Consider the following 25,521-nt stretch of genomic DNA (forward strand, 5'->3'; position numbering starts at 1 on the left):
AAACTCCGGGGCTCTCTTCTCCCGAGGTCGGGCGTGTCGGGGTCAGCAAACGTTCTCGATGAACGATGTGTCACCCCCGTCGAGCTGCACCAACTGGGCGACGCGACCGGCGTGGCGGCCACCCTCGAACTCGGTGGCAAGGAACTCCCGACACAGGTCGAACGCCACGTCAGGCCCCACCACCCGGGCCCCGAAGCACAGGACGTTGGCGTTGTTGTGGGCGCGACTCATCCGCGCCGAGTAGCTCTCGGAGACGCAGGCCGCCCGAATCCCCTGCACCTTGTTGCAGGCGATCGAGATGCCGATCCCGGAGCCGCAGATCGCGATCCCGAGGTCGAACTGCTCCGCCGCGACCTCCTCCGCGAGCCTGGCACCCCACGCTGCGTAATCCGTTCGTTCCGCGCTCGCGGGGCCCCGATCCACGATGTCGTGGCCGAGCTCACGGAGCCGGGGAATGAGGTCAACGCGCAGGTCGTGCCCGGCGTGGTCGCTGGTGATGCCGATCTTCATGACCCAAGCGTACTCCCGGGGCTTGTGAGAGTACTCTTCCCCCATGGTTCTCCGTACCTCCATCAAGCAGTTGCAGGCCCGCGCGGAGTCCGGCGACCCCACCGCGATGCTCGATCTCGCCAACTGGTACTTCGACGACGCCGATCTCGAGGATGAGGCGATGGAGTGGTGGCGACGGGCTGCCGAGGCCGGCGAGGCGGAGGCGGCCTTCAACCTGGGGTCGATGCTTGAGGACGACGACCCCGGAGCGGCGCTGTCCTGGTACGAACGCGGGGCCGAGGCAGGCCACACCGACGCGAAGGTGAACGCCGGCACGCTGCTCGCCGATGGTGGGGACTTCGTCGGCGCCGCGCGGTGGTGGGTCTCCGCCGCCGAGGACGGCGACACGGACGCGATGTACAACCTGGGACAGCTGGCCGACCGTGACGGCTCGGCGGAGGAAGCGGAACGCTGGTGGTTGCAGGCGGCCCGTCGCGGCCACGACGAGGCACTGCAGAACCTCGTCGCCCAGTGCGAGGAGCTGCACGACTCGCACGACCCCCGCACGGCCTCCCTGGCGGATCTCATCCTGGCAACGCTGGCCGAGGCGGGCCTCAGGGCTGCCGGGTCGCTCCGACGCGACCTTGAGCAGTGGGCGACCATCAGGCCCTGAACACCCGCCGCAACGACGAGTCCCCGGCTCCCTGACAGGAACCGGGGACTCGGTCGGCGCAGCGGATCACTCGCCGCCGCGGGCCTTCGCGACGATCTCGTCCGAGACGTTCTTCGGAGTCTCGGCGTAGGAGTGGAACTCCATCGAGTAGGAGGCCTGGCCCGAGGTCTTCGAGCGCAGATCACCGACGTAGCCGAACATCTCCGACAGCGGCACCAGAGCCCGCACGATGCGGTTGCCGTGCTGCTCGTCCATCGACTGGACGTGACCGCGGCGGGCATTCAGGTCGCCGATCACGGTGCCGAGGTAGTCCTCGGGGGTGGTGACCTCAACCGCCATCATCGGCTCCAGGATGGCCGGGTCGGCCTTCTTCGCGGCCTCCTTGAAGGCCATCGAACCGGCCAGCTTGAAGGCCAGCTCGGAGGAGTCGACGTCGTGGTAGGCACCGTCGACGAGGGTGACCTTGATGTCCTCGACCGGATATCCGGCGAGCACACCGAACTGCATGGCGTCCTTGATGCCCGCATCGACGGCCGGGATGTACTCCTTCGGGATGCGGCCACCGGTGACGGCATTGACGAACTCGTAGCCGGAACCGGGCTCGGTGGGCTCGAGGTCGATGATGACGCGACCGAACTGGCCGGAACCACCGGACTGCTTCTTGTGGGTGTACTCGACCTTCTCCACCTTGCGGCGGAGGGTCTCGCGGTAGGCCACCTGCGGCTTGCCGATGTTGGCCTCGACCTTGAACTCACGCTTCATCCGGTCGATCAGGACCTCGAGGTGCAGCTCGCCCATACCGGCGATGATGGTCTGCCCGGTCTCCTCGTCGGTGTGGACGCGGAAGGTCGGGTCCTCCTCGGCGAGGCGCTGGATGGCGACGGACAGCTTCTCCTGGTCCGACTTCGACTTCGGCTCGATGGCCTGCTCGATGACGGGGTTCGGGAACTCCATCGACTCCAGGATGATCGGGTGAGCCGGGTCGCAGAGGGTCTCACCGGTGGTGGTGTCCTTCAGACCCATGACGGCGCAGATCATGCCCGCACCGATCGACTCGATCTCCTCACGCTTGTTGGCGTGCATCTGGTAGATCTTGCCGATGCGCTCCTTCTTGCCCTTGGTCGCGTTGAGGACCTGGGAGCCAGCCTGCAGCACGCCGGAGTAGACGCGGATGAAGGTCAGCTTGCCGAGGTGCGGGTCGGCGGCGATCTTGAAGGCCAGGATCGACAGCGGCTCGTCCTCGGAGGGCTTGCGCTCCAGGTGGACGGACTCGTCACCCGGCTTGAAGCCGTCGATGGCGGGGACGTCGAGGGGCGAGGGCAGGTAGTCGACCACCGCGTTGAGGACCGGCTGGACACCCTTGTTCTTGAAGGAGGTGCCGCAGACGACGGCGGTGAAGGCATTGGCCAGCACGCCGCGACGGATGGCGGCCTTGATCTGCTCGACGGTGATCGATTCCGGGTCCTCGAGCCACAGCTCCATGAACTCGTCGTCGTGCTCGGCGATCGTCTCGAGCATCTCGGCCCGGGCCAGCTCGGCCTTCTCCACCATGTCCTCGGGGATGTCGGTGATCTCGTAGTCGTTGACATCCGGCTTGGTGACCTCGGTGGGCCAGATGTTGGCCTTCATGGTGACGAGGTCGACCTGGCCGCGGAAGTTGGCCTCCGCCCCGATCGGCAGCTGGAGCAGCACAGGGGTGGCGTTGAGGCGCTCACGGATGGTCTTCACGCAGTGGTCGAAGGACGCACCGGTGCGGTCGAGCTTGTTGATGTAGCAGATGCGGGGGACGCCGTACTTCGACGCCTGACGCCACACGGTCTGCGACTGCGGCTCAACGCCGGCGACGCCGTCGAACACGGCGACGGCACCGTCGAGGACACGCAGCGAACGCTCCACCTCGACGGTGAAGTCGACGTGACCCGGGGTGTCGATGATGTTGATCTGGGTGTCGTGCCAGAAGCAGGTGGTGGCGGCCGACGTGATGGTGATGCCGCGCTCCTGCTCCTGCTCCATCCAGTCCATCGTGGCGCCACCCTCGTGGACCTCACCGATCTTGTAGGACTTGCCGGTGTAGAAGAGGATGCGCTCGGTGGTGGTGGTCTTACCAGCGTCGATGTGCGCCATGATGCCGATGTTGCGCACCTTGGACAGGTCAATCTTGGCCACTGTCAGTCCTTTGCTGAAAATCTGGGGGAGAAAAGGTGTTCAGCCCCCGGGGTGGACCCGGGGGCTGGGAGATCACCAGCGGTAGTGGGCGAAGGCGCGGTTGGCCTCGGCCATCTTGTGGGTGTCCTCACGACGCTTGACGGAGGCACCGAGACCGTTGGAGGCATCCAGGATCTCGTTCATGAGGCGCTCGGTCATGGTCTTCTCGCGACGGGCGCGGGAGAAGGAGACGAGCCAGCGCATGGCCAGCGTGGTTTGGCGACCCGGCTTGACCTCGATCGGCACCTGGTAGGTGGCGCCACCGACGCGGCGGGACTTGACCTCGATGGAGGGCTTGACGTTGTCGAGGGCGCGCTTGAGGGTCTGGACGGGGTCCTGACCGGTCTTGGCACGGGTGCCCTCGAGGGCGTTGTAGACGATGGACTGGGCCACGGTCTTCTTGCCGTCGAGCAGGATCTTGCTGACGAGCTGGCTCACGAGCGGGGAGCCGTAGACCGGATCGACCAGGATGGGGCGCTTAGGCGCGGGACCCTTGCGAGGCATTACTTCTCCTTCTTCGCGCCGTAGTGGCTGCGGGCCTGCTTGCGGTTCTTGACACCCTGGGTGTCAAGCGCACCGCGGATGATCTTGTAGCGGACACCCGGCAGGTCCTTCACACGACCGCCGCGCACGAGCACCATGGAGTGCTCCTGCAGGTTGTGGCCGACGCCAGGGATGTAGGCCGTGACCTCGATGCCGGAGGAGAGACGCACACGCGCAACCTTGCGCAGGGCGGAGTTCGGCTTCTTGGGGGTGGTGGTGTACACGCGGGTACACACGCCACGGCGCTGCGGGGAGCCCTTGAGAGCGGGCGTCTTGTTCTTGCTGACCTTGTCGGTGCGGCCCTTCCGGACCAGCTGCTGAATCGTTGGCACCTGTTGGCATCACTTTCGTTGTATGGACGGGTATCCCTGGCTGGCGTTCTTTCAGCACGAGTCCCGGGTCACCGTTTCCGAGAACTTCAGCGCGATCGTTCGCCGTGCGAACTCCGCTCGGGCCCGGGATCACTTCGCAACTCAAGGATCCGCTGGACCGTGCCAGGGCACGCACACGGTGTCCGCTCAGGGCGGACGCACCCTGAAAGGGTACTCCAGCCGGAGGGGAGGGTCAAAAACACCGCTGGCGAGGACCGGAGGGCGACATACGGACCTCCCGACGGCGGGACCGCTCCCCGGACAGGACAAAGGTGGGGCCGGGAACTGAGTTCCCGGCCCCACCCCGTCGCTGCTGCGGATCAGGCTCCGGTGCGCGGCAGGCCGGCCTTCTTGCCGCCCTTGTTCTTGCCGACGGAACCACCGGTGGAGCCGTCGCCCGGCTTCTTGGTGTCGGAGTCAGGACGACCCCAGTAGAAGCTGGCGGTCAGGCTCAGGTCGGACTTGGTGCCCTTGGCGATGAGCTTGTAGCTGCCCTGCGGGACGTCGCTCTTCAGCACCAGCTTGTGGGTGAGGGCCCCGTTGGCGTCGGCAACGGCGGCGTTGTCCTGCTTCCAGTAGGACTTGCCGTCGGCCTCACGGACCATGTCCAGGGACACCGACTCGCCCGGCGCGAAGCCGAAGCCCTTGATGGTGATCTCGTCCCCGGCCTTCCAGCTGGTGGGCTCGATGAAGAGCAGGACGGACTTGATCGTGACATCCATGGCCGCGGTGGTGTCGGCACCGTTGTAGCTGCTGCACATCGCGGTCAGGGTCTGCTTGCCAACCTGGGCAGCGCCGGCCAGGACCTCGACCCCGTTGGCGCCCTGCTCAACGGTGCCATTGGCAACGACCCGGTCGCCGATACGGAGCTGGTAGCCCTTGTCGGTGCTGGCGCACATCGTCTTGACGACGAAGGGCTTGCCCTGGGTGAGTTCGGCACCCTTGTGGTTGCCACCCGCGACGTCGATGGTGATGGTGGGCTTCGGGTCCTGCTTGCCCTCGTCGGCGCCAGCCATCTGCGCACCCATGGAGAACAGGAGAGTTGTGGCAGCCACGGCAGCCAGAATCTTCTTCGCTTTCATACGCTTCCTCACGTGATTGGCCAGGAGTTTCTCAAGCCGGTGCCGATACTAACAGCACTGGGTTCACGGCGTGTCACTCGGGGCACATCCATGCGCTCCAACCGCCAAGAGAATGTCCGACCCGATGATTCACCGATGAGTTCATGCGCATTTTCCACCGCGGAAGGCGTCCAGCTGCCGTTCCCCCTCGGGGGCGAGATCAGCAGTGAGGTCGTCCTCAGCCGCCGGTTTCGTCACCAGGACCTCCGACGTCGGGGTCAGGCCCCGCAGCCCCAGGATGTCCTGCACGCCGGTTCCGGGATCGAGGGCGATTCGACGTCGCGCGGCGTCGGCCGCCGCCCACTGGAGGCCCGGCGCTGACTCGCGCATCGCCTTCATGACGGCCCCCAACACCATCCCGGTCCGCTGCTGCCGCCCCTGCATGCCACGATCCTCGGCACGCCACTGACCATCGACGAGGAGTTGCCCCTGGCGGCTCCTCACCAGCGCGAGAGCGGTCCGCCCGTCAACGCGCTGCGTGCCGGCCTCCAGGGTGAGATGGGCCGGCTCGTCACGCAACGCATGGTCCAGGTGGACCTCGACGCCGCCGAGGGCGTCGACCACCTCGACGAGACCGCCGAAATCGACCTGCACCAGGTGGCCCACCCCGACACCGAGGCCCTGGCAGAAGAGGTCGACCGTGCGCTGCGGGCCGTCCAGCCACGAGGCCCCCAGGCGCGCCGGGGTTCCCGAGGCGTCCACGACGACCACCCGCCGGTCCACCGACAGCAGCTGCAGTGCGCCGCCCTCCACCCTGGCCAGCAGCAGCACGTCCGCGCGGGCCCCGGGCTCGCCGGTTCCGGTGTCCTGGAGGATCTGGTCGTCGGCGGCCGCCCGGTCGTCGATCCCGACGATGAGCCACACCCCGCCGCGGTCGGGGAGCGACACCTGGACGCGAAGCAGGGAGGAGTTGACCCACGCCAGCGTCCCCAGGGCAGCCGCGACGGCGAGCGCCACCGTCGCTGCCAGCACCCCCAGCAGGATCTTGACCCAACGACGTCTTCGCACCCCGGCATGGTACCCAGTCGACCGCCCCCCACCGTCTACTTCAGGGCCTACGCTCATGAGTCCACGGATGAAGTACTTGCCCAGAACGATGTGGACCAGCAGCGTCGGCAGCGACGCGATGAGCACCCCCGCCATGGTCCACGCGTAATCCGGGTTCTGGGCGCTGGCCAGTTCCATGAGCGCCTGGGTCACCGGGCCGGTGTTCCGGTTGGTGAGGAACAGGGTGAAGAGGAAGTCGTTCCACGCGCTCGTGAACTGCCAGATCAGGGTCACCACGAATGCCGGGCCGAGCCCGGCAGGACGATCGAGCGCACCAGCGCCGGGGCGAGCACCTCCCACGCGCCACACGATGCCGGACGCGATGAAGGACACGGCCATCGGGAAGAGGTAGATCGAACGGAAGACCCCCTCCCCGGTCACCCCCTTCTCGAGCAGCAGCCCCGAACCCCAGTCCTTCACTTTGCGCATGGCAGATCCTTGGGAGGCCGAGGGGCCGGGCACCCCGCACACCTCGATGGGTCAGGGTGCCCGGCCGGACGGGACCACTTGTTGTTGTTCTCGGCGGCCGCGACGAGTCCGGCCACCAGACCGGCCTCATCCTTGTCGGTCCAGAACTTCGGATGGCGGTGCCGACCTCCGGGTTCCCCGCGTTGTTCGTCGCCGCACCATGGGCGATGGAGGACGCGATCCTGTCCTCCTTGAACGACTTCATGGCGCCCTCCTGGTACTCCGGGAACTCCGTGTCGGGGACATCGGTGCGGGCAGGGATCGAGCCCTTGACGATGTTGAATGCCTGCTGCCCCTCGACCCAGCCGACGAGGCGCAGCCAGTCCTTGGCCCCCTCGGCGTTCGGGGCGCCCTTGGGCAGGAACTCGTGGCCGGGGCCGAGGAGGTGCCCCCCGTTGCCACTGCACGCACTCAGGCCGACGACGCCCGCAACGCCCAGCGCGACCAGAAACTGCCTGCGACCCACAACCCGGCGTCAAGAAGGGCACCCCGTCGCACCGCAAGACATTTTGTCACATGACTCGCAGAACGTTAATCCTGACTGATCGGTTTCTTCTCACGTTTTCATCACCGTTGTACGATAAATCCCTCTACACGAAGGAGTGCAGACATGACAGTGAGACCCAGGTCACTCATCGGCGCGGCCCTCGCCGTGTTCCTCGCCCTGGCGGGCAGCGTCACCACACCGGCCAACGCGGATCCACCCGCAATCGGCCAGGAGGAGAAGCTCGAGACCTCACCCCCTCCCCCACCCAGCCTGCCCAACTACGGCACCACCTTCCTGCCCGACGGCACGCCTGTGGCCGTCATGGTCAGTGGCGGCTCCGGCGGACTGCTCAACCTCATCAACCTCAACACCTCGACACCTGTCGACGAACCCCAGGTCCTGGCCCAGGAGGGTGTCGACGCCCAGCCCTGGGGCTTCGCCCGACTGAGCGACAACAGCGTGCTCATCGGCGCCTCGAGCAATCTCTACCACTACGATCCGAGCAAGCCCCGCAACAAACGCATCACGGTGCTCTCCGTCGTGGGTCAGGAGGGATTCACCGAGGAACTCAAGAAGAAGCTGGAGTTCGTCTGGGACATCGCGGTGGACGACAACGACACCGCCTACATCTCGGTCTACAGCAAGGTCGGTGGCAGCGTCCTGACCTACCGGAAGGGAACCGGCTGGGGCACCCTGGCAGGCGGCGACCCCGTCGCCGTCGGGGACAACCACGCCCGCAGCATCGACTACGACGACGGCAAGCTCTACGTCACCGTCAGCCCCGCCAACCCGAGGCTCTTCGTCTTCGACCTCGCGAACCCGGGCAGCAAGGAGGTCATCCCCCTGCCGGCAGGGGTTGCCAACCCGAAGGAATACCTCGCCTTCCTGGAGGTCCAAGCCGGGATCGCCTACATCGGCCACAGTGACGGCAAGGCCACCACGGTCCTCAACCTCGCCACGGGAGATCACGAAACCTGGCCGGGGGTGACCAGCAACGTCATCCCCCGTCCCGGGGAGCCGAAGAAGGTCACGTACTGGAAGAAGGCCCAGGGCGATTCCGCTCGGCTGGTCGAGTACGACCCCGAGGCCAGAACACACACCGACGTACTCGTCGACAACAGCCTGCTCCGCCGGATCGCCGCGACGAGCTGGGTCACCCACGACCTGTTCGTCTCCACCGAGATGAACGGTGGCCGGGTGAGCATCTACCGCGTCGGTGAGCCGAAGTCCTCACTGCTCAGCGGCCTGGTCATCCCGATGCGCCGGGACATCGGGTCGCTCGCCGTCGCCGAGGACGGATCCCTCTACGGCGGCTGGTACATGGTCGCACGGAAGCTGCTCAGGATCACCCCCGGGCCCACGGCCAAGGACACGTCCTACAGCCTGCTCGACGCCCCACTCGGGCAGGTCGAGGGACTCGCCATCCACGGGGACCACCTGGTGACCGGTCTCTACGTCGGCGGACGTGTCGGCTACCACTCGCTCAGCGACCCCGCGAACTTCCTGGAGAAACCCGCCGGGATCGGTGAACCACAGGACCGCCCCTACGCCGTGATCCACACCACGGGCGACCAGTTCGCCGTCGGCACCGTTCCCTCAGGCGGCCACCTGGGAGGCGCCCTGGCCCTGGTCAACGCCAAGGATCGGGCCATCGAGACCGGACCCGACGGCACACCCTCGGTCCACCCGTTCAAGGAGATCAAGAACGCCCAGGGCCAGGTCGTGACGGAACTGACCCAGCAGGCCCCCATCTCCCTGGCCCACCGGGACGGCAAGCTCTACATCGGCACGACGATCAGGGGTGGCCACGGCGTCAGCGCCACGAACCCCGACGGCAGCCTGCAGGAGTCCTACATCGTGGAGTTCGACCTCGCCACACGCACGGTGACCCGTATCGTCAACCCCTTCCCCGGCAAGGGGCAGCGGGCTGTGGCCGCCCTGACCTGGGGGGAGAACGGGATGCTCCACGGCGCGACCGGCAAGTACGTGTTCACCCTCGATCCGGCGACCCTGACGGTGACGAACTCGAGGTCCATGGAAACGACCGGCGAGATGAACAACCGAACCTGGCTGCTGCACCACCGCAACGAGCTGTTCGGCATCTTCGGTGGCACGCTCTACGCGATCTCGGCAGATCTCCAGACGATCACCCCTCTCGCCCCGCCGCGGGAGATCAAGGATGAGACCCGCGAGGTCGCCTCGGAGAAGCTGCCCGTGGGTTCGTTGGTGATCGGCAAGGACGACCACATCTACTTCGCCCGTGGGCCGGAGCTGTACCGACACACCTACCTGAAGGCCAAGGCCACCGGGAACCCGACGCCCTCACCCGCCGCGACGGCATCCCCGTCCGCCGTGGCCACGGCAACGGCCCCGGTCACCAGGCCCACCCCTGTGGTGGCACCCTCACCACGGCCGGGACTGCCCCGCACGGGCCTGCCCTGCTGACCACGATCCGGGCCCGCCACGTCGTGGCGGGCCCGGATCCGGTGTGTTCCAGGAATCGGTGCGGTTCAGGCCATGGTCGCCCACGCCGTCTCGGAGATCGCGTGTCGCAGTACTTCACCGCGGGCCCAGGCACTCACCTCGTCGACGACAATGCGTCCCTGGGCCAGTCTGCCCTCCACCGTCCCGGCCGCCCGATGCGGGGTGAGCACGACATTGGGCAGTCCACGCCATGGGCTGTGAGCGGGCAGCGGCTCCTCGTCGAAGACATCGATGGCCGCATCCAGCCGCCCCGAGGACACCTCTGCCAGCAGCGCCGCCTCATCGACGAGCCAGGAGCGTGCCGTGTTGACCACCCCGACCCCGTCAGGGAGCAGGGCGAGCTCACGGGCCCCAATGAGATGATGCGTCTCCGGGAGGGAGGGGGCGTGCAGGGCTAGGATCCGGGCGCGAGCCAGCCCCTCCTCGAGCCCCACCGCCTCGGCACCCAGCTCGCGTACCTGCTCAGGGGTCAGGGTGGGATCCACGAGCAGGGGTCTCGCCCCGAGGGCGCGAAGCATCGCCAGATAGGCCCGCCCGGTCCGGGAGGCACCGACGACGAGGATCTCGGTGGCAGCCAGTTCGTGCTGCTGACCGAACAGCTCCGCGTCGTACCATGGCGCGCCCGCGTGGACCGCGTGGTTCATCCGGTGGACGCGGTGCAGGAGCATGAGGGTGAAGGTGAGGGAGACCTCCGCGACGGGGCGGGCCATGGCGTGCCCGGCCTGGGTCACCGCGATGCCGCGGGCGAACACCTCGGAGGTGACGTACCCCCGCACGCTTGCACCCGTGTGGGCCACCAGGCCGAGTCGCGGCATGGTGGCCAACAGCTGGGCGTCGAGGGTGGGGCTCCCCCAGCCGGTGACCAGCACCCGCAGGTCCGCCGCCGACACCCCGTCGAGTGAGTCGAGCCGCTCCAGGGAGCCGCCGAGTCGCCTGGCGGCCTCGACCAGTCGTGCCCAGTCCGCCGCGTCGAAGAACTCGACGCACCGGTCCTGCGGCACCAGTACCACGACGGAACCGCCGGGCGCGTTGAGGCCGCTCATCCCTTGATGCCGCTCATGGTCACGCCCTCGTAGATGTAGCGCTGGGCGAAGAGGTAGGCGAGGAAGATGGGCGCCAGGGCGACCGTCGATCCGGCCAGCTTGGTGCTGAGGGGGACGTGTTCGGCCTGCAACGACGAGATACCCACGGTGAGGGTCCACATGTCGTTGCGCCCACCCACGATGAGCGGCCACAGGAAGTCGTTCCAGTGCCACAGGAAGACGAAGAGACCGAGCGTGGCCAGGATCGGTTTGCACAGTGGCAGCACCATGGTCCAGAAGATCCTGAACTCACCGGCGCCGTCGATCCGGGCGGCCTCGAACAGTTCGTCGGGCAGGCCGAGGATGAACTGTCTCATGAGGAACACCGCCTGCACGTTGGCCAGGGAGGGCAGGATGAGGCCCCAGTAGGTTCCCACCCCGCTGAGCGAGGCGATGAGGATGAACGTGGGGGTGAGGATGACGTGGAAGGGCACCATCACCATGGCGATGAAGGACCAGAAGATGGCGTCACGTCCCGGGAAGCGTTTCTTCGCGAAGGCGTACCCGGCCATGGAGGAGAACAGCAGCACCGCGACGACGGACACCAGCGAGTAGACGAGGGTGTTGACCAGCCAACGGAGCATGTTCTGACCCGAGAGGACCTGGGCGTAGGACTCCCCGGACAGTTGACCAACGGGCACGAGGGAGTCGGGCAGCGTGATGGCCGTACCCGGCCTCAGACTCAGCACCACCATGGCGTAGAACGGGAAGAAGCAGATGAGGGCGGCGAGGCTGAGTCCCACCCATCTCAGCACCAGCCCGAACCGGTTCGGTTCCAAGGCTCGATAGGACCGGCTCATGACTGCCTCCCGACGACGAGGCGCTGCACGACAGCGACCGCCAACGACAACACCAGCAACACCACACCGACGGCAGCGCCCATGCCATAGTTGGAGTACCTGATGGTCTGGTCATAGAGCATGAAGACCAACGAGTAGCTGGCCGAGGCGGGCCCGCCTCCCGTCATGACGTAGATGGCGTCGAAGACCTGGAACGCCGCCGTGGTCTCCAGCACCGCCAGGAAGAACAGGGCGGGCTTGATGGTGGGCAGCACCACGTAGCGGAACCGCGCCCAGGGTCCGGCCCCATCCATGAGGGCCGCCTCCTCCAGTTCGCGGGGCACGTCCTGGAGAGCGGCGATGAGGATCATCATGCCGTAACCGAACCGCGACCAGATCCCCACGACGATGATCGCGGGCATGACGAGGGCGGGATTCCCGAGCCAGGACTCCCCCAGCCCGAGGGGGGCCATGAGTTTCGCCCACGGGCCGTCGGTGGCGAAGATCCACTTGAACACGGAGCCCGCCAACACGAGGGAGGTGATGACCGGCAGGAAGAAGATGGAACGGAAGAACCGTGCTCCCTTGAAGGCGCGCCGTACGCTCAGGGCCATCACCGTGGACAGGACGAGGGCGAGTGGCACGGAGAAGACGACATAGATGGAGGTGACCGACAGGGCCCGCCAGAAGACCGGACTGGAGAACAGCCTGGAGAAGTTGTCGAACCCCTTCCAGGACAGGGCTCCGGTGATCTCGTAATCCATGAGGCTGAGGCTCACCCCAGCCAGGCTCGGCCCGAACCTGAAGACCAGGAACAGCACGAGGGCGGGCAGCACGAACAGCCACGCGCTCCGACGTTCGATCCTGATCCACCGGGGTGGGCGCTTCTGCGCTGACGCGGCAGTGGTCATGTGTTCCTCCCGACCAGGGTGGGGTGGAAGGAGGGTCCCCCTTCCACCCCACGGCTGGTGTTGACTGAGAGGGTGCGCGGATAGGCGCATCTACTGCGGCCGCCCCGGTGACCCCCTGGCAGCGTTGTCCTCCTCGAACGCACAATCCAGTGCGCTCCTCGTCGTCCGCCTTGCCAGGAGATCACCGTGACGATCCTCGTTACGACCCCCCTATCCGCGCACCCTCTAACCGATGATGGACTCCGCCGCCGCCGCGGCGTCGTTCAGGGCCTGCTCCGGGGACTTCTGGCCGAGGACCGCGGCCTGGATCTCCGGGGCGAGTGCCCCCATGACGGCGCGGGCCTGGGGATGCAGTTCCCCGAACTTCATCTGCGGCAGCGTCTTCTGGATCTCGCTGAGGGCCGGGTCCTGCGAGTAGTCAGGACCCTTGCCCTCCACCGGCGAGAAGTAACCGGCCGTGGTCAGGTAGTCCACGCTGTTGGCGGGGTCGGTGGCGAAGGCGGCGAACTTCCCGGCCGCCTCCTTGTTCTTCGCATCCTTGAACATCGCGATGGTCCCGACCGTGCCGTAACCGACGGACTCCTTGCCCTTCAGAGGCGGCAGCACGACGACGTTCTCCGGCCCGACCTGGCTGCCGAGGTCCTTGGCCGTGTAGTCCCAGGCACATCCGACCTTGCCCCCGGCGATTCCGGTCTGCTCAAGTTCCAGTGCCGTGCTCAGCGGGTCAGGGTCGAGCGCCCCCAGGTCGGCGAGCTTCCTGAGGTACTCCAGCGCCTCCTTGCCCTCGGCCGCGTTGAAGTTGACCTTGCCGTCCTTGAAGACCGTCCCACCGGCCTGCCACAGCACCGGGTAGAAGGTGAGGTTGAGCGTCTGGGTGGGAACCGCAGAGTAGGCCAGGATGTGCATGCCGTTGTCCGAGAACTTCGGTGCCATGTCGACCACGTCCTGCCAGGTGCTCGGGTACTCGGTGAGCCCCACCTTCTCGAAGGCCGCCTTGTTGCACAGCAGCGGGTTGGCGCTCGCCAGCATGGGAGCCCCCATCATGGCGCCGTCCAGGGTGACGGCCTCCTTGGCATTGGGCAGCAACTCGGCGACCCGGCCCTCGCCCAGGTGGGAGTCCATCGGCTCGATGGCCTCCTTGTAGGCGGAGAGCTGGTCGGGGATGAGATAGATGAGGTCCGGGGCGGTCTTCGCGGTCAGCGCGGTCTGGATGGCCTCGTCGCGCTGCTTCCACGGGAAGAACTCGATCTTCACGTCGATACCCGGGTTGGCCTCCTTGAACTTGCTCACCATGGCGCTCCACAGTTCCTTGTTCCTGGCCTCGTCCGGGACGACGGGGTACATCCACATCGTCACCGTCTGGTTGCCCGACGCGTCACCGCCACCCTCGCTGCTCGGGGAGCAGCCGGTGGCGGCAAGCGCTGCGCTCAACGCCAGTGCGGCCAGGGTTCTCGCCAACTTCCTCATGGGTCCTCGCTCCTTCGCTCGAACGGTTCAGGGGTCCCCTTCGACCCGACTCGACGAAGTTATGCTACCAAGATGGGACAACTCAGGTACAGCCCCCTGAGGGCAAGTGAGCAATTTTGCTATCAAGATGTGATAATTCAGCCCCCTGTAGGATGAGGACGTCATGCAGGAGTCACCAGTCGTCAGAGTCGCGGTACAGCTGCGCGACTCCGCCCCCACGGGGGTGGCCACGCTGGCCCACGACCTCGACCTGTCCCGCAGCTCGATCGAGAACGCGCTCAACACGCTGACAGGTCACGATCTCGTCGCCCGAGAGCACAGCCGCCCCCAGGGCAGCGGACGACCCCCACGACTCTTCCGATTCAATTCGGAACAGGGCATCGTGGCCGGGATCGACATCGGGACCCAGAGCATCCGGGCCATCGTCGCGGACCTCGCCGGCACCACCCTCCGCAGCCATGACAGCTCCGGGGTGGACCGCACCCACAACCCGTCACGCCAACTCGATGCCGTCATCTCCTGCCTCCGCCAGGCCCTCACCGGACTCGATGCGACGCGGCTGCGTGCCCTGGGCGTCTCCCTGCCCGGCATCGTCGACGACACCGGTTCGCTCAAGGCGTCCGTCGTCTTCCCCGGCTGGGTCGGTTTCGGGGTCGGGCGCCAGTTGCAGGAGGAGTTCCACTGCCCCGTCGTCATCGACAACGGGGTTCGGCTCGCCGCAGTCGCCGAACACCACATGGGGGTCGCCCGGGGCTTCGACGACGTGCTGTACCTCTCCGTCGGGGCTCGGGTCGCCGCCGGTCTCATCCTGGGAGGCCAGCCACGGCGTGGCGCCCACAACATGGCGGGTGACATCGGGCGGGTGGCGTTCCCGGGACTCAACGGCCCCACGGGACGGATCCCATGGCGGCGGGCGGCCACGGCCAAGGACGTGTTCACCCTGGCCCGGGAGGGCGACGTCACAGCCCAGGAGGAGGTGGCCGGGTTCATCACGGAACTCGGCAACGGGCTCGCCACGCTGCTGATGACCGTGGATCCCGCGATCGTGGTGGTCGGCGGCGGCCTCTCCCTCGCCCACGAGAACCTGCTGGACCCCTTGCGTGAGGCCGTTGAGGCCCGTCTGGGGATGCCACTGAACCTGCCCATACTCGGCTCCCGCTTCGGACAACGTGTGGCCGTCCACGGCGCGCTCATCGCGGCCTACCGCGACTGCGCGGAGCAGATCTACCGCATCGCGCCGCTGCCACCGCCCGTCATCCACCCGATCCAAGGGACCTGACGACGAGGGGGTGGGCCCCAAGGACCCACCCCCTCGCAACATCGGACGGTTCAGCGCATGTCGCCGAAGTCCAGGTCGTCCAGCGGCACATCCGGCACGTCGGCATCCGTCCCGAACGAGTAGTCGTACGGGTCGTAGCTGATCGTGTAGGCGTTGGAGCGCGCCTCCTGCGTCGGCTCCACCCGGATGTTGCGGTACCGGTCGAGACCGGTGCCGGCCGGGATGAGCTTGCCGAGGATGACGTTCTCCTTCAGGCCGACGAGCGTGTCCGACTTGCCCTGGATGGCGGCGTCGGTGAGCACCTTCGTCGTCTCCTGGAAGGACGCGGCCGACAGCCACGAATCCGTCGCCAGCGACGCCTTGGTGATGCCCATGAGCACCGGACGGCCCTCCGCGGGACGGCCACCCTCCGTGAGCGCCTTCCGGTTCGCGGCCTCGTAGACCTGACGGTCGACCAGCTCACCCGGCATCATCTCGGTGTCGCCCGAGTCGATGACGGTGACGCGACGCAGCATCTGGCGGATGATGATCTCGATGTGCTTGTCGTGGATCGGGGCGCCCTGCGTGCGGTACACCCGCTGGACCTCCTCGACCAGGTGCTCCTGGACCTTGCGGAGACCACGGATGCGCAGCACGTCCTGCGGGTCGACCTGACCGGCGGTGAGCTGCTGACCGATCGAGACGTGCACGCCGTCGCGGATCGCGATTCGCTGCCCGGTGTGGTCCTCGAACTCCAGCCGGGTGCGCTTGCCGACGGGGTACTCCAGGTCCTCGCCGCCGTCGTCGCGGACGATGACGATCTTCCGGGAGCGGTCCCCCTCCTCGATGCGCACCACACCGTCGGCCTCGGCGATCGGGGCCTTGCCCTTCGGCTGGCGGGCCTCGAACAGCTCGACCACACGGGGCAGACCCTGCGTGATGTCGTCACCGGCCACACCACCGGTGTGGAAGGTACGCATCGTGAGCTGGGTGCCGGGCTCACCGATCGACTGGGCGGCGACGATACCGACGGCCTCGCCGACGTCCACCGTCTTGCCGGAGGCCAGCGACCGGCCGTAGCACATGGCGCAGGTGCCGGTGGCGGCCTCACAGGTGAGCACCGAACGGACCTTCACCTCCGTGACGCCACCCGCGATGAGCCGCTCGATCTCGGCGTCGCCGAGATCGGTGCCCGCGGAGACGATGACATTGCCCTGCGCGTCGGCGATGTCGGTGGCGGCGGCACGCGCGTAGACGGCCGTCTCCACATCGGCCACGGTGGTGACCGTCGCACCCTCCGAGAACGGCTCGGCCGACAGCTCGACCGGACGCCCCTCGGCGTCGGTGCCCATCGTGGTCCACCGGGCGATCGTCTTGACCAGGCCACGCTCCGTGCCGCAGTCCTCCTCACGGATGATGACATCCTGGCTGACGTCCACGAGACGACGGGTGAGGTAACCCGAGTCGGCGGTGCGCAGAGCCGTGTCGGCCTGGCCCTTTCGACCACCGTGGGTGGAGATGAAGTACTCCAGGACCGACAGGCCCTCACGGAAGTTCGACTTGATGGGTCGGGCGATGATGTCACCACGCGGGTTGGCCACCAGGCCACGCATAGCGGCGATCTGACGCATCTGGGTCATGTTGCCTCGGGCACCCGAGTTGACCATGACGTAGATCGGGTTGGTCTCGGAGAAGTTCTCCTTCATCGCCTGGGTCAGCTCGGCGGTGGCGTCGGTCCAGATCTGGATGAGCTCCTGACGACGCTCGTCCTCGGTCACGGAACCACGCTCGTACAGCTTGTCGATCTTCGTGGCCCGCTTCTCGTAGGCCGCCAGGATCTCCGGCTTGGTCGGCGGGGTCTGGACGTCCGCGATCGAGACGGTGACGCCCGAGCGGGAGCCCCACTTGAAGCCGAGGTCCTTGAGCCCGTCCAGGGTGCGCACCGCGTCGATGAGCGGGTACCGCTCGGCGAGATCGTTGACGATCTGGCCGATCTGCTTCTTCCCGACCCGCTCGTTGACGTACGGGAAGTCCGCCGGCAGCGCCTCGTTGAACAGGGCGCGACCCAGCGTCGTCTCCAGGATGATCGAGCCGTCGGCCCGCACCTTGTCGGCGAGGTCCGCCGGGGGCACGATCCCGGTCAGGCGGAGCCGGATCGGCGCACCCACGTGCAGTTCGCCACGGTCGAAGGCCATGATCGCCTCCGCGAGCGAGGAGAACACCCGGCCCTCACCGGTCTGACCGGCCTGCTCCATGGTCAGCCAGTACATGCCGATGATCATCTCGTGGCTCGGCACGGTGACGGGACGACCGTCGGCCGGCTTGAGGATGTTGTTCGTCGCGAGCATGAGCACGCGGGCCTCGGCCTGGGCCTCGGCAGACAGCGGCAGGTGGACAGCCATCTGGTCGCCGTCGAAGTCCGCGTTGAAGGCGGCACACACCAGCGGGTGGAGCTGGATGGCCTTGCCCTCGATGAGCTGCGGCTCGAAGGCCTGGATGCCGAGACGGTGCAGGGTTGGTGCACGGTTCAGCAGCACCGGGTGCTCCGCGATGACCTCCTCCAGCACGTCCCACACGACGGGGCGCTGGCGCTCGACCATGCGCTTGGCCGCCTTGATGTTCTGGGCGTGGTTGAGGTCGTCGAGACGCTTCATGACGAAGGGCTTGAACAACTCCAGCGCCATCGCCTTCGGCAGACCACACTGGTGCAGCTTGAGCTGCGGGCCAACCACGATGACCGAACGGCCCGAGTAGTCGACGCGCTTGCCGAGCAGGTTCTGACGGAACCGGCCCTGCTTGCCCTTGAGCATGTCCGAGATCGACTTGAGCGGACGGTTGCCCGGACCCGTGACGGGACGGCCGCGGCGACCGTTGTCGAACAGCGAGTCGACGGCCTCCTGGAGCATCCGCTTCTCGTTGTTGACGATGATCTCGGGCGCGCCGAGGTCGAGCAGCCGCTTCAGCCGGTTGTTGCGGTTGATGACGCGACGGTAGAGGTCGTTCAGGTCCGAGGTGGCGAAGCGGCCACCGTCGAGCTGCACCATCGGGCGCAGGTCCGGCGGGATGACCGGGACCGCGTCGAGCACCATGCCTGCGGGATCGTTGTTGCCCTGGAGGAACGCGGCGACGACCTTGAGGCGCTTGAGCGCACGGGTCTTGCGCTGCCCCTTGCCGTTGGCGATGACGTCACGCAGCTTCTCGGCCTCGGCCGCGAGGTCGAAGCTCTCCAGACGCTTCTGGATGGCCTCGGCACCCATGTAGCCCTTGAAGTACTTGCCGAAGCGCTGCTTCATCTCGCGGTAGAGGATCTCGTCGCCCTCGAGGTCCTGGACCTTGAGGTTCCGGAACCGATCCCACACCGCCTGGGCCCGGTCGATGCGACGCTGCGCGAGGGTGCGGATCTGCCCCGCCTCCTTCTGCGCACCGTCGGTCACCTTGCGCTTGATGTCGGCCTTGGCGCCCTCGGACTCGAGCTGCGCCAGGTCCTCCTCCAGCTTGGCCATGCGGGCCTCGATGTCGGAGTCGCGACGCTTCTCGAGCTGCTTGATCATGGCCTCGTGCTTGGCCTGCAGGCTCGGCAGATCACGGTGACGGGCCTCCTCGTCGACGTGGGTCACCATGTGCGCGGCGAAGTAGATGACCTTCTCGAGGTCCTTCGGCGCGACGTCGAGGAGGTAGCCGAGCCGCGACGGCACACCCTTGAAGTACCAGATGTGCGTCACCGGGGCGGCCAGCTCGATGTGCCCCATGCGCTCGCGGCGCACATTGGAACGGGTGACCTCGACCCCACAGCGCTCGCAGACGATGCCCTTGAAGCGGACACGCTTGTACTTGCCGCAGTAGCACTCCCAGTCCCTCGTGGGGCCGAAGATCTTCTCGCAGAACAGGCCGTCACGCTCCGGCTTCAGCGTGCGGTAGTTGATGGTCTCGGGCTTCTTGACCTCGCCGTGGCTCCACTCACGGATCTGATCCGCGCTCGCCAGCCCGATGCAGAGCTTGTCGTAGACGTTGACGTCCAGCATTGGTTCCCTATCCCCCGCGACCCGCGGGTGCCTGGTTGAACGAAATCTGAGTTGTTGGGTGCCGGATCACCCGGCGCTTCGCGACTGAGTCAGGCTCAGACTTCGCCGACGTCGAGGAAGTGGTCTCCCCCGGGACGCCGTCCAAGATCGATGCCGAAGTCCTCGGCGTTGCGGAGATCGTCCTCGGACTCCCTGAGGTCGATGACCCGGCCGTCGCCGGAGAGCACCTCGACGTTCAGGCAGAGCGACTGCATCTCCTTGACCAGCACCTTGAAGGACTCAGGGATGCCGGGCTCGGGGATGTTCTCCCCCTTGACGATGGCCTCGTACACCTTGACGCGGCCGGGCACGTCGTCCGACTTGATGGTCAGCAGCTCCTGGAGCGCCCAGGCCGCGCCGTAGGCCTCAAGTGCCCACACCTCCATCTCACCGAAACGCTGACCGCCGAACTGCGCCTTGCCGCCCAGCGGCTGCTGGGTGATCATCGAGTACGGACCCGTCGAGCGGGCGTGGATCTTGTCATCGACGAGGTGGTGCAGCTTAAGCATGTACATGTAGCCGACGCCGGTCTTCTCCGGGTAGGGCTCGCCGGAGCGGCCGTCGAACAGCTGCGCCTTGCCGCCGCCGTCGATGAGCCGCTCACCGTCGCGCGTGGTGAGGGAGTTCTCAAGCAGGCCGGTGATCTCCGCCTCGTTGGCGCCGTCGAAGACGGGGGTGGCGACGCGGGCGTCACCCTCCACCCGGCCCAGGCCGACCTCGCGCAGCCGCTCGGCCCAGGCCTCCTGCACCTCGGAGATGTCCCAGCCGGTCTTGGCGATCCAGCCGAGGTGATTCTCGAGGACCTGCCCGATGTTCATCCGGGACGGGACACCGAGCGGGTTGAGGACGATGTCGACGGGGGTGCCGTCGGCCAGGAAGGGCATGTCCTCGACCGGGAGGATCTTGGAGATGACGCCCTTGTTCCCATGGCGGCCCGCGAGCTTGTCGCCGTCGCTGATCTTGCGCTTCTGGGCGACATGGACCCGCACGAGCTGGTTGACACCGGGCGGGAGCTCGTCACCCTCGGCGGCGTCGAAGACCCGGACGCCGATCACGGTGCCGGACTCACCGTGGGGCACCTTGAGGGAGGTGTCACGGACCTCGCGCGCCTTCTCGCCGAAGATCGCGCGGAGCAGTCGCTCCTCCGGGGTCAGCTCCGTCTCACCCTTGGGGGTGACCTTGCCGACGAGGATGTCGCCCGCGGAGACCTCGGCGCCGATACGGACGATGCCACGCTCGTCGAGGTCGGAGAGCATCTCATCGGAGACGTTCGGGATGTCGCGGGTGATCTCCTCGGCGCCCAGCTTGGTGTCGCGGGCGTCGATCTCGTGCTCCTCGATGTGGATCGAGGTGAGGATGTCGTCCTGGACGAGACGCTGAGAGAGGATGATCGCGTCCTCGTAGTTGAGGCCCTCCCACGGCATGAACGCGACGAGCAGGTTCTTGCCCAGTGCCAGTTCGCCACGGTCGGTGCAGGGGCCGTCGGCCAGCGGGACACCCTCCTCGACGCGGTCACCGGCAGCCACCAGCGGGCGCTGGTTGATGCAGGTGCCGGCGTTGGAGCGGACGAACTTGTCCAGCCGGTACGTGGTGTAGGTGGCGTCGTCGTTCGCGACCTCGATGAGGTCCGCGGTCACGGACGACACGACACCGGACTTCTTGGCCAGGGTCACGTCGCCCACGTCGATGGCGGCGCGGTACTCCATGCCAGTGCCGACGAGCGGGGCCTCGTTGCGCACGAGCGGGACCGCCTGCCGCTGCATGTTCGCACCCATGAGGGCACGCGAGGCGTCGTCGTGCTCGAGGAAGGGGATGAGGGCCGTCGCGACCGAGACCATCTGGCGCGGGGACACGTCCATGTACTCGACGTCCGTGGCGGGGATCGAGTCGACGTCACCGTGCTTGAGGCGCACGAGGACCCGGTCCTCGGTCAGGCGCCCCTCATCGTCCATGAGCGCGTTGGCCTGGGCGATGGAGTAGCGGTCCTCCTCGTCGGCGGTGAGGTAGTCGATCTGGTCCGTGACCTGCCCGTTCTCGACCTTGCGGTACGGCGTCTCGATGAAGCCGAAGGCGTTGACGCGGGCGAACGAGGCCAACGAACCGATGAGGCCGATGTTCGGACCTTCGGGGGTCTCGATGGGGCACATGCGGCCGTAGTGCGAGGTGTGGACGTCGCGGACCTCCATGCCCGCGCGGTCCCGGGAGAGACCGCCGGGGCCGAGGGCCGAGAGGCGACGCTTGTGGGTCAGGCCGGCCAGCGGGTTGTTCTGGTCCATGAACTGCGACAGCTGCGAGGTGCCGAAGAACTCCTTCAGCGCGGCGGTCACGGGCCGGATGTTGATGAGGGTCTGCGGCGTGATGGCCTCGATGTCCTGCGTCGTCATGCGGTCGCGGACGACGCGCTCCATCCGGCCCAGGCCCGTGCGGAGCTGGTTCTGGATCAGCTCGCCCACCGTGCGCAGGCGACGGTTCCCGAAGTGGTCGATGTCGTCGGCCTCGACCGGGTTCCCGTTCAGTTCCTCACGGTGCTCGTGCAGGGCGACGACGTACTTGATCGCGGCGACGATGTCGTCCATGGTCAGCACGGTCTGGTCGAACAGGATGTTGAGGTCGAGCTTCTTGTTGATCTTGTACCGACCGACCTTGGCCAGGTCGTAACGCTTCGGGTTGAAGTAGTAGTTCTCCAGCAGCGCCTGGGCGGCGTCGCGGGACGGCGGTTCGCCGGGACGCAGCTTCCGGTAGATGTCGAGGAGGGCCTCGTCCTGGGTGTTGACGGTGTCCTTCTCCAGCGTCATCCGCATGGACTCGAACTCGCCGAACTCCTCCAGGATGCGGTCCTCGCTCCAGCCGAGCGCCTTGAGCAGGACGGTGACGTTCTGCTTGCGCTTGCGGTCGAGACGCACGAAGACCATGTCGCGCTTGTCGATCTCGAACTCGAGCCACGCGCCCCGCGAGGGGATGACCTTGCAGGAGTAGATGTCCTTGTCGGAGCCCTTGTCGGGGCTGACCTCGAAGTAGACGCCCGGGGAACGCACGAGCTGCGAGACGACGACACGCTCGGTGCCGTTGATGATGAAGGTGCCCTTGTCCGTCATGAGCGGGAAGTCACCGATGAAGACGGTCTGCGACTTGATCTCGCCGGTGTCGTTGTTGACGAACTCCGCCGTCACGAACAGCGGGGCGGCGTAGGTGACGTCGCGGTCCTTGCACTCCTCGATCGAGTGCTTGGGCTCCTCGAAGCGGTGGTCGCGGAAGGACAGCGACATGGTCTCGTTGAAGTCCTCGATGGGAGAGATCTCCGCGAAGATCTCCTCGAGGCCGGAGCGGGTGTTCACGTCGGTGCGCCCGGCTGCCAGGCGCTCCTCCACGTCGCTACGCCAGGCCTCGTTGCCGATGAGCCAGTTGTAGGAATCGATCTGCAGATCTAGGAGATTGGGGACCTCGAGCGGCTCGGGGATCTTCGCAAAGGAGATCCGGCCGCTGGGCAAGACGACATTGGTGTTCTTCAACGCAGAGCGCGAGGCGGCCAAGATTCGGTCCTTCCGGGAACTGAGTTGGTTCGCCGCACAACAAAGGACCCGCGTCAAGTCACGGGCGATTGCAGGGCAGGGCAAACAACCACTATAGGCATGTCGGCCGCAACACGCAAGCGGGGCCCGGACGCACCATGATAGCCGCGACGCCCGACAACGCAACGCATCCACGCGGAGTCCTCCAACCCGGACGACAACCCACCCCACAGCGTCGCGGGCACCCCCGTCACCCGACACCCCCTCGCACCCCCATCCCTCCCCCCGGCCTCCCATCAGCGTCCGTCACGAATCGCCGTTCTGCTTTGCCTGAAACGTTTCAAACGGCGTCTCGTGGAAGCAAAGCGGCGGTTCGTGCCCAGCGGCCAGACCTGGGAGGCGCGCCCCTGTCGGGGCGGGCGGTGCCCATCAGGGGACAAGAAGAGAAGAAGACCCGCCCCTGTCGGGGCGGGCGGTGCCCATCAGGAGACAAGAAGAGAAGAAGACCCGCCCCTGTCGGGGCGGGTCTTCTTGGGATCCGATGCGCCGGTTGCCCGGCCGAGATCACTTGATCTCGACGGAACCACCAGCGGCCTCGAGAGCGGCCTTGGCCTTCTCGGCGGCCTCCTTCTCGACCTGCTCGAGAACCGGCTTCGGGGCACCCTCGACGAGGTCCTTGGCCTCCTTCAGGCCGAGGTTGGTCAGGGCGCGCACCTCCTTGATGACGGCGATCTTCTTGTCGCCACCGGAGGTGAGGATGACGTCGACCTTGCCGGAGCCGGCATCGTCGGCACCGGCGTCGTCGCCACCGCCAGCGGCGGGAGCGGCAACCTGGGCGACGGCGACCGGAGCGGCGGCGGTGACCTCGAAGGTGTCCTCGAACAGCTTCACGAACTCGGACAGTTCGATGAGGGTCATCTCCTTGAAGGCGTCAAGGAGCTCTTCCTTGGTGAGCTTCGCCATGATGGGCGTTCCTTTCGGTAAGAATCGCAAGCGGTCACGCTGCGACGGATTGGTTGTTCCGCAGCAGGTGCTGCTCAGTTGGCCTCATCGGCCGGTGGGACGTCGCCGGTGGCGGCGTCTTCGTTCGTGGTCTCAGCGGCAGGCGCGGAGCCTGCCCCACCGATGATGCTCGGGTCCTCGGCAGCCTTGCTCTGCAGCGCGCCGAAGAGGCGGGCGCCCTGGGAGAGCGGGGCGGCCAGGGTGCCGGCGGCCTTGGCGAGGCTGCCCTTCATGGCACCAGCCATCTTGGACAGCAGGACCTCGCGGGACTCGAGGTCGGCAAGCTTGAGAACCGCCTTGGCGTCGAGGAACTTGCCCTCGAGAACACCACCCTTGATGACCAGGAACGGATGTGCCTTCGCGAAGTCGCGCAGCCCCTTCGTCGCCTTGGCGATGTCGCCGGAGATGAAGGTGAAGGCGGTCGGACCGACGAGCGTCTCCTCGACGCCCTCGATGCCGGCTTCCTTGGCCGCGAGAGCGGCCAGGGTGTTCTTCGCAACGGCGTAGGTGGCGTCCTCACCGAGGGACCGACGCAGTTCCTGCAGGTCCTTGACGGTGAGACCGCGGTACTCGGTCAGCACCACGGCAGCGGAGTTCGTGAAGGCCTCACTCAGTTCCGCGACCTTGGCTGCCTTCTCCGGCCTCGCCATTGGGTCTCCTTCCATTTCTGTTCACGCCGTCGACCCCAGAAACGAAAAGACCCCGTCGCCGGTGGCGCGGGGCACGATGAGCAGGGCTCACAGTTGTCACACTCACCTGCGCGGGCACCCCTTCACGAGGAATCAAGACTTCACGTCACCTGCGGTCTTCGGCGGCCCAAGCCTAGGCGAAGGACCACCCCGGGACCAAATCGCCCCCCTCACGATTCCAGCAGCGGGGCGAGCTCCCGACGCCGGTGCAGGGCCTCACCGAGCGGAAGGCCGAAGTAGAGCCACCACATGCTCAACGCGAGCGAGACGCCGCACACGAGGACACTCGCCGCCCCCTGCCACCAGCCGTGGAGCTCGTGCAGGGTGCGTACGGACACTGCGGTCCCCACGACGATCTCGCCGAGGGAGATGATGACCAGGAGGCCGTGCCGTTCCGCGATGTGGCGGGGATGGAAGAGCACCCTCCGCCGCCCTCGCCACACGAACAGCAGCGGCGCCGCGACCTCCAGCCAGATGAGGATCACCGCGATCCACAGCCGGTGACTGAACCTGTGGTCGACGAAGCACGTGGCCACCCAGAGCAGTTGCACGACGGCGGTCCACCAGGCCATGGCCCGGAACTGCCCGCCCCGGGTTGCCGCGCGCGGCCCGGAGCCACATGAGAACCATCGCCGTACGCATGACGACGTATCCGACGACCATGGTGACAGGGTCGAAGCGCCACCCATCGGCCATCCCACGGAAGAGATCGGGGATGTCCGTGGCCAGGACGAGGATGTCCACCATCTGGAAGCCGACGCACAGCCGGACCCCCCAGTCGTCGGTGTCGAAGGCCGAGGCGAACCAGCTGTAGTTCATCCACGCCCAGACCGTGGCGAACTGGACGATGCCGAAGGCCACCAGGCCGGGGAGGA

Annotated in this window: 17 protein-coding genes and 2 pseudogenes; 3 read left to right on the plus strand and 16 right to left on the minus strand. The window is 66.9% G+C overall.

Translation table 11 applies throughout. From position 1 onward, the window contains the following. Nucleotides 1–42 precede the first annotated feature (42 nt). On the minus strand, nt 43–510 hold the full coding sequence (rpiB, locus tag EII35_RS04925; RefSeq protein ID WP_125227355.1) for a ribose 5-phosphate isomerase B: 468 nt from the start codon (nt 508–510) through the stop codon (nt 43–45). 43 nt (nt 511–553) lie between these two features. On the opposite strand from rpiB, the gene EII35_RS04930 reads away from it, so the two are divergent. Then, nucleotides 554–1,162 carry a tetratricopeptide repeat protein gene (locus EII35_RS04930; RefSeq protein ID WP_125227356.1) on the plus strand — a complete coding sequence of 203 codons (609 nt, stop codon included), beginning with the start codon at nt 554–556 and terminating at the stop codon, nt 1,160–1,162. Nucleotides 1,163–1,228: 66 nt separating this feature from the next. Here the strand turns inward: EII35_RS04930 and fusA are convergent, their stop codons facing one another. The 6 genes and pseudogenes from fusA to EII35_RS16430 form a co-directional block, all read right to left on the minus strand. Then, on the minus strand, nt 1,229–3,328 hold the full coding sequence (fusA, locus tag EII35_RS04935; protein ID WP_125227357.1) for an elongation factor G: 2,100 nt from the start codon (nt 3,326–3,328) through the stop codon (nt 1,229–1,231). 72 nt (nt 3,329–3,400) lie between these two features. After that, complete coding sequence (rpsG, locus tag EII35_RS04940; RefSeq protein ID WP_125227358.1) at nt 3,401–3,871, minus strand: 30S ribosomal protein S7; 471 nt, start codon at nt 3,869–3,871, stop codon at nt 3,401–3,403. Beyond that, nucleotides 3,871–4,242: a 30S ribosomal protein S12 gene (gene rpsL / locus EII35_RS04945; RefSeq protein WP_125227359.1), complete on the minus strand. Its 372-nt coding sequence runs from the start codon at nt 4,240–4,242 to the stop codon at nt 3,871–3,873. Before rpsL ends, rpsG begins: the two co-directional genes overlap by 1 nt. Nucleotides 4,243–4,601: 359 nt before the next feature. After that, nucleotides 4,602–5,336, minus strand: coding sequence for a hypothetical protein (locus EII35_RS04950; RefSeq protein ID WP_221739679.1), 735 nt, complete (start codon nt 5,334–5,336; stop codon nt 4,602–4,604). Nucleotides 5,337–5,504: 168 nt separating this feature from the next. Beyond that, nucleotides 5,505–6,467 carry an LCP family protein gene (locus EII35_RS04955; protein WP_260465019.1) on the minus strand — a complete coding sequence of 321 codons (963 nt, stop codon included), beginning with the start codon at nt 6,465–6,467 and terminating at the stop codon, nt 5,505–5,507. Further along, nucleotides 6,462–6,695 (minus strand): annotated as a pseudogene (locus tag EII35_RS16430) (carbohydrate ABC transporter permease); the annotation flags it as partial. The gene EII35_RS04955 and the pseudogene EII35_RS16430, both read right to left, overlap by 6 nt. 832 nt (nt 6,696–7,527) lie before the next feature. Between EII35_RS16430 and EII35_RS04960 the strand changes: the two are divergent. After that, nucleotides 7,528–9,849 (plus strand): hypothetical protein, encoded by a 2,322-nt coding sequence (locus EII35_RS04960; RefSeq protein WP_125227362.1) that lies wholly within the window; start codon nt 7,528–7,530, stop codon nt 9,847–9,849. A 65-nt stretch (nt 9,850–9,914) separates the two neighbouring features. Here EII35_RS04960 and EII35_RS04965 read toward each other — a convergent pair whose 3' ends face one another. The 4 genes from EII35_RS04965 to EII35_RS04980 form a co-directional block, all read right to left on the minus strand. Then, the gene (locus EII35_RS04965; RefSeq protein WP_125227363.1) at nt 9,915–10,931 is read right to left on the minus strand and encodes a hydroxyacid dehydrogenase; all 1,017 of its coding nucleotides are present in this window, start codon (nt 10,929–10,931) and stop codon (nt 9,915–9,917) included. Next, nucleotides 10,928–11,770 carry a carbohydrate ABC transporter permease gene (locus tag EII35_RS04970; protein WP_125227364.1) on the minus strand — a complete coding sequence of 281 codons (843 nt, stop codon included), beginning with the start codon at nt 11,768–11,770 and terminating at the stop codon, nt 10,928–10,930. The genes EII35_RS04965 and EII35_RS04970 overlap by 4 nt, the downstream gene beginning before the upstream one ends. Beyond that, the gene (locus EII35_RS04975) at nt 11,767–12,660 is read right to left on the minus strand and encodes a carbohydrate ABC transporter permease (RefSeq protein ID WP_125227365.1); all 894 of its coding nucleotides are present in this window, start codon (nt 12,658–12,660) and stop codon (nt 11,767–11,769) included. The genes EII35_RS04970 and EII35_RS04975 overlap by 4 nt, the downstream gene beginning before the upstream one ends. Nucleotides 12,661–12,885: 225 nt before the next feature. Continuing rightward, nucleotides 12,886–14,127: an ABC transporter substrate-binding protein gene (locus EII35_RS04980; RefSeq protein WP_125227366.1), complete on the minus strand. Its 1,242-nt coding sequence runs from the start codon at nt 14,125–14,127 to the stop codon at nt 12,886–12,888. A gap of 163 nt (nt 14,128–14,290) precedes the next feature. On the opposite strand from EII35_RS04980, the gene EII35_RS04985 reads away from it, so the two are divergent. Further along, nucleotides 14,291–15,406, plus strand: coding sequence for an ROK family protein (locus tag EII35_RS04985; protein WP_125227367.1), 1,116 nt, complete (start codon nt 14,291–14,293; stop codon nt 15,404–15,406). A 50-nt stretch (nt 15,407–15,456) separates the two neighbouring features. Here EII35_RS04985 and EII35_RS04990 read toward each other — a convergent pair whose 3' ends face one another. The 5 genes and pseudogenes from EII35_RS04990 to EII35_RS16440 form a co-directional block, all read right to left on the minus strand. Then, nucleotides 15,457–19,407 (minus strand): DNA-directed RNA polymerase subunit beta', encoded by a 3,951-nt coding sequence (locus tag EII35_RS04990; RefSeq protein WP_125227368.1) that lies wholly within the window; start codon nt 19,405–19,407, stop codon nt 15,457–15,459. Nucleotides 19,408–19,502: 95 nt separating this feature from the next. Next, a complete protein-coding gene (gene rpoB, locus EII35_RS04995) occupies nt 19,503–22,976 on the minus strand; it encodes a DNA-directed RNA polymerase subunit beta (RefSeq protein WP_185744177.1) in 3,474 nt (1,157 codons plus the stop codon). Between the two features lie 543 nt (nt 22,977–23,519). Continuing rightward, entirely contained in the window at nt 23,520–23,918 is a 399-nt protein-coding gene (gene rplL / locus EII35_RS05000; protein ID WP_125227370.1) for a 50S ribosomal protein L7/L12, read from the minus strand. Nucleotides 23,919–23,992: 74 nt separating this feature from the next. Beyond that, nucleotides 23,993–24,607: a 50S ribosomal protein L10 gene (gene rplJ / locus EII35_RS05005; RefSeq protein ID WP_125227371.1), complete on the minus strand. Its 615-nt coding sequence runs from the start codon at nt 24,605–24,607 to the stop codon at nt 23,993–23,995. A gap of 209 nt (nt 24,608–24,816) precedes the next feature. Next, nucleotides 24,817–25,465 (minus strand): annotated as a pseudogene (locus EII35_RS16440) (low temperature requirement protein A). Nucleotides 25,466–25,521 lie beyond the last annotated feature (56 nt).

Source organism: Arachnia propionica, assembly GCF_003932785.1.
Lineage (GTDB): Bacteria > Actinomycetota > Actinomycetes > Propionibacteriales > Propionibacteriaceae > Arachnia > Arachnia propionica_B.

Excerpts from the sequence above, each read along its gene's own strand:
- rpiB (WP_125227355.1), bottom strand. The coding sequence starts at position 510 with ATGAAGATCGGCATCACCAGCGACCACGCCGGGCACGACCTGCGCGTT.
- EII35_RS04930 (WP_125227356.1), top strand. The coding sequence starts at position 554 with ATGGTTCTCCGTACCTCCATCAAGCAGTTGCAGGCCCGCGCGGAGTCC.
- rpsG (WP_125227358.1), bottom strand. The coding sequence starts at position 3,871 with ATGCCTCGCAAGGGTCCCGCGCCTAAGCGCCCCATCCTGGTCGATCCG.
- EII35_RS04955 (WP_260465019.1), bottom strand. The coding sequence starts at position 6,467 with ATGAGCGTAGGCCCTGAAGTAGACGGTGGGGGGCGGTCGACTGGGTAC.
- EII35_RS04960 (WP_125227362.1), top strand. The coding sequence starts at position 7,528 with ATGACAGTGAGACCCAGGTCACTCATCGGCGCGGCCCTCGCCGTGTTC.
- EII35_RS04965 (WP_125227363.1), bottom strand. The coding sequence starts at position 10,931 with ATGAGCGGCCTCAACGCGCCCGGCGGTTCCGTCGTGGTACTGGTGCCG.
- EII35_RS04970 (WP_125227364.1), bottom strand. The coding sequence starts at position 11,770 with ATGAGCCGGTCCTATCGAGCCTTGGAACCGAACCGGTTCGGGCTGGTG.
- EII35_RS04975 (WP_125227365.1), bottom strand. The coding sequence starts at position 12,660 with ATGACCACTGCCGCGTCAGCGCAGAAGCGCCCACCCCGGTGGATCAGG.
- EII35_RS04980 (WP_125227366.1), bottom strand. The coding sequence starts at position 14,127 with ATGAGGAAGTTGGCGAGAACCCTGGCCGCACTGGCGTTGAGCGCAGCG.
- EII35_RS04985 (WP_125227367.1), top strand. The coding sequence starts at position 14,291 with ATGCAGGAGTCACCAGTCGTCAGAGTCGCGGTACAGCTGCGCGACTCC.
- EII35_RS04990 (WP_125227368.1), bottom strand. The coding sequence starts at position 19,407 with ATGCTGGACGTCAACGTCTACGACAAGCTCTGCATCGGGCTGGCGAGC.
- rplL (WP_125227370.1), bottom strand. The coding sequence starts at position 23,918 with ATGGCGAAGCTCACCAAGGAAGAGCTCCTTGACGCCTTCAAGGAGATG.
- rplJ (WP_125227371.1), bottom strand. The coding sequence starts at position 24,607 with ATGGCGAGGCCGGAGAAGGCAGCCAAGGTCGCGGAACTGAGTGAGGCC.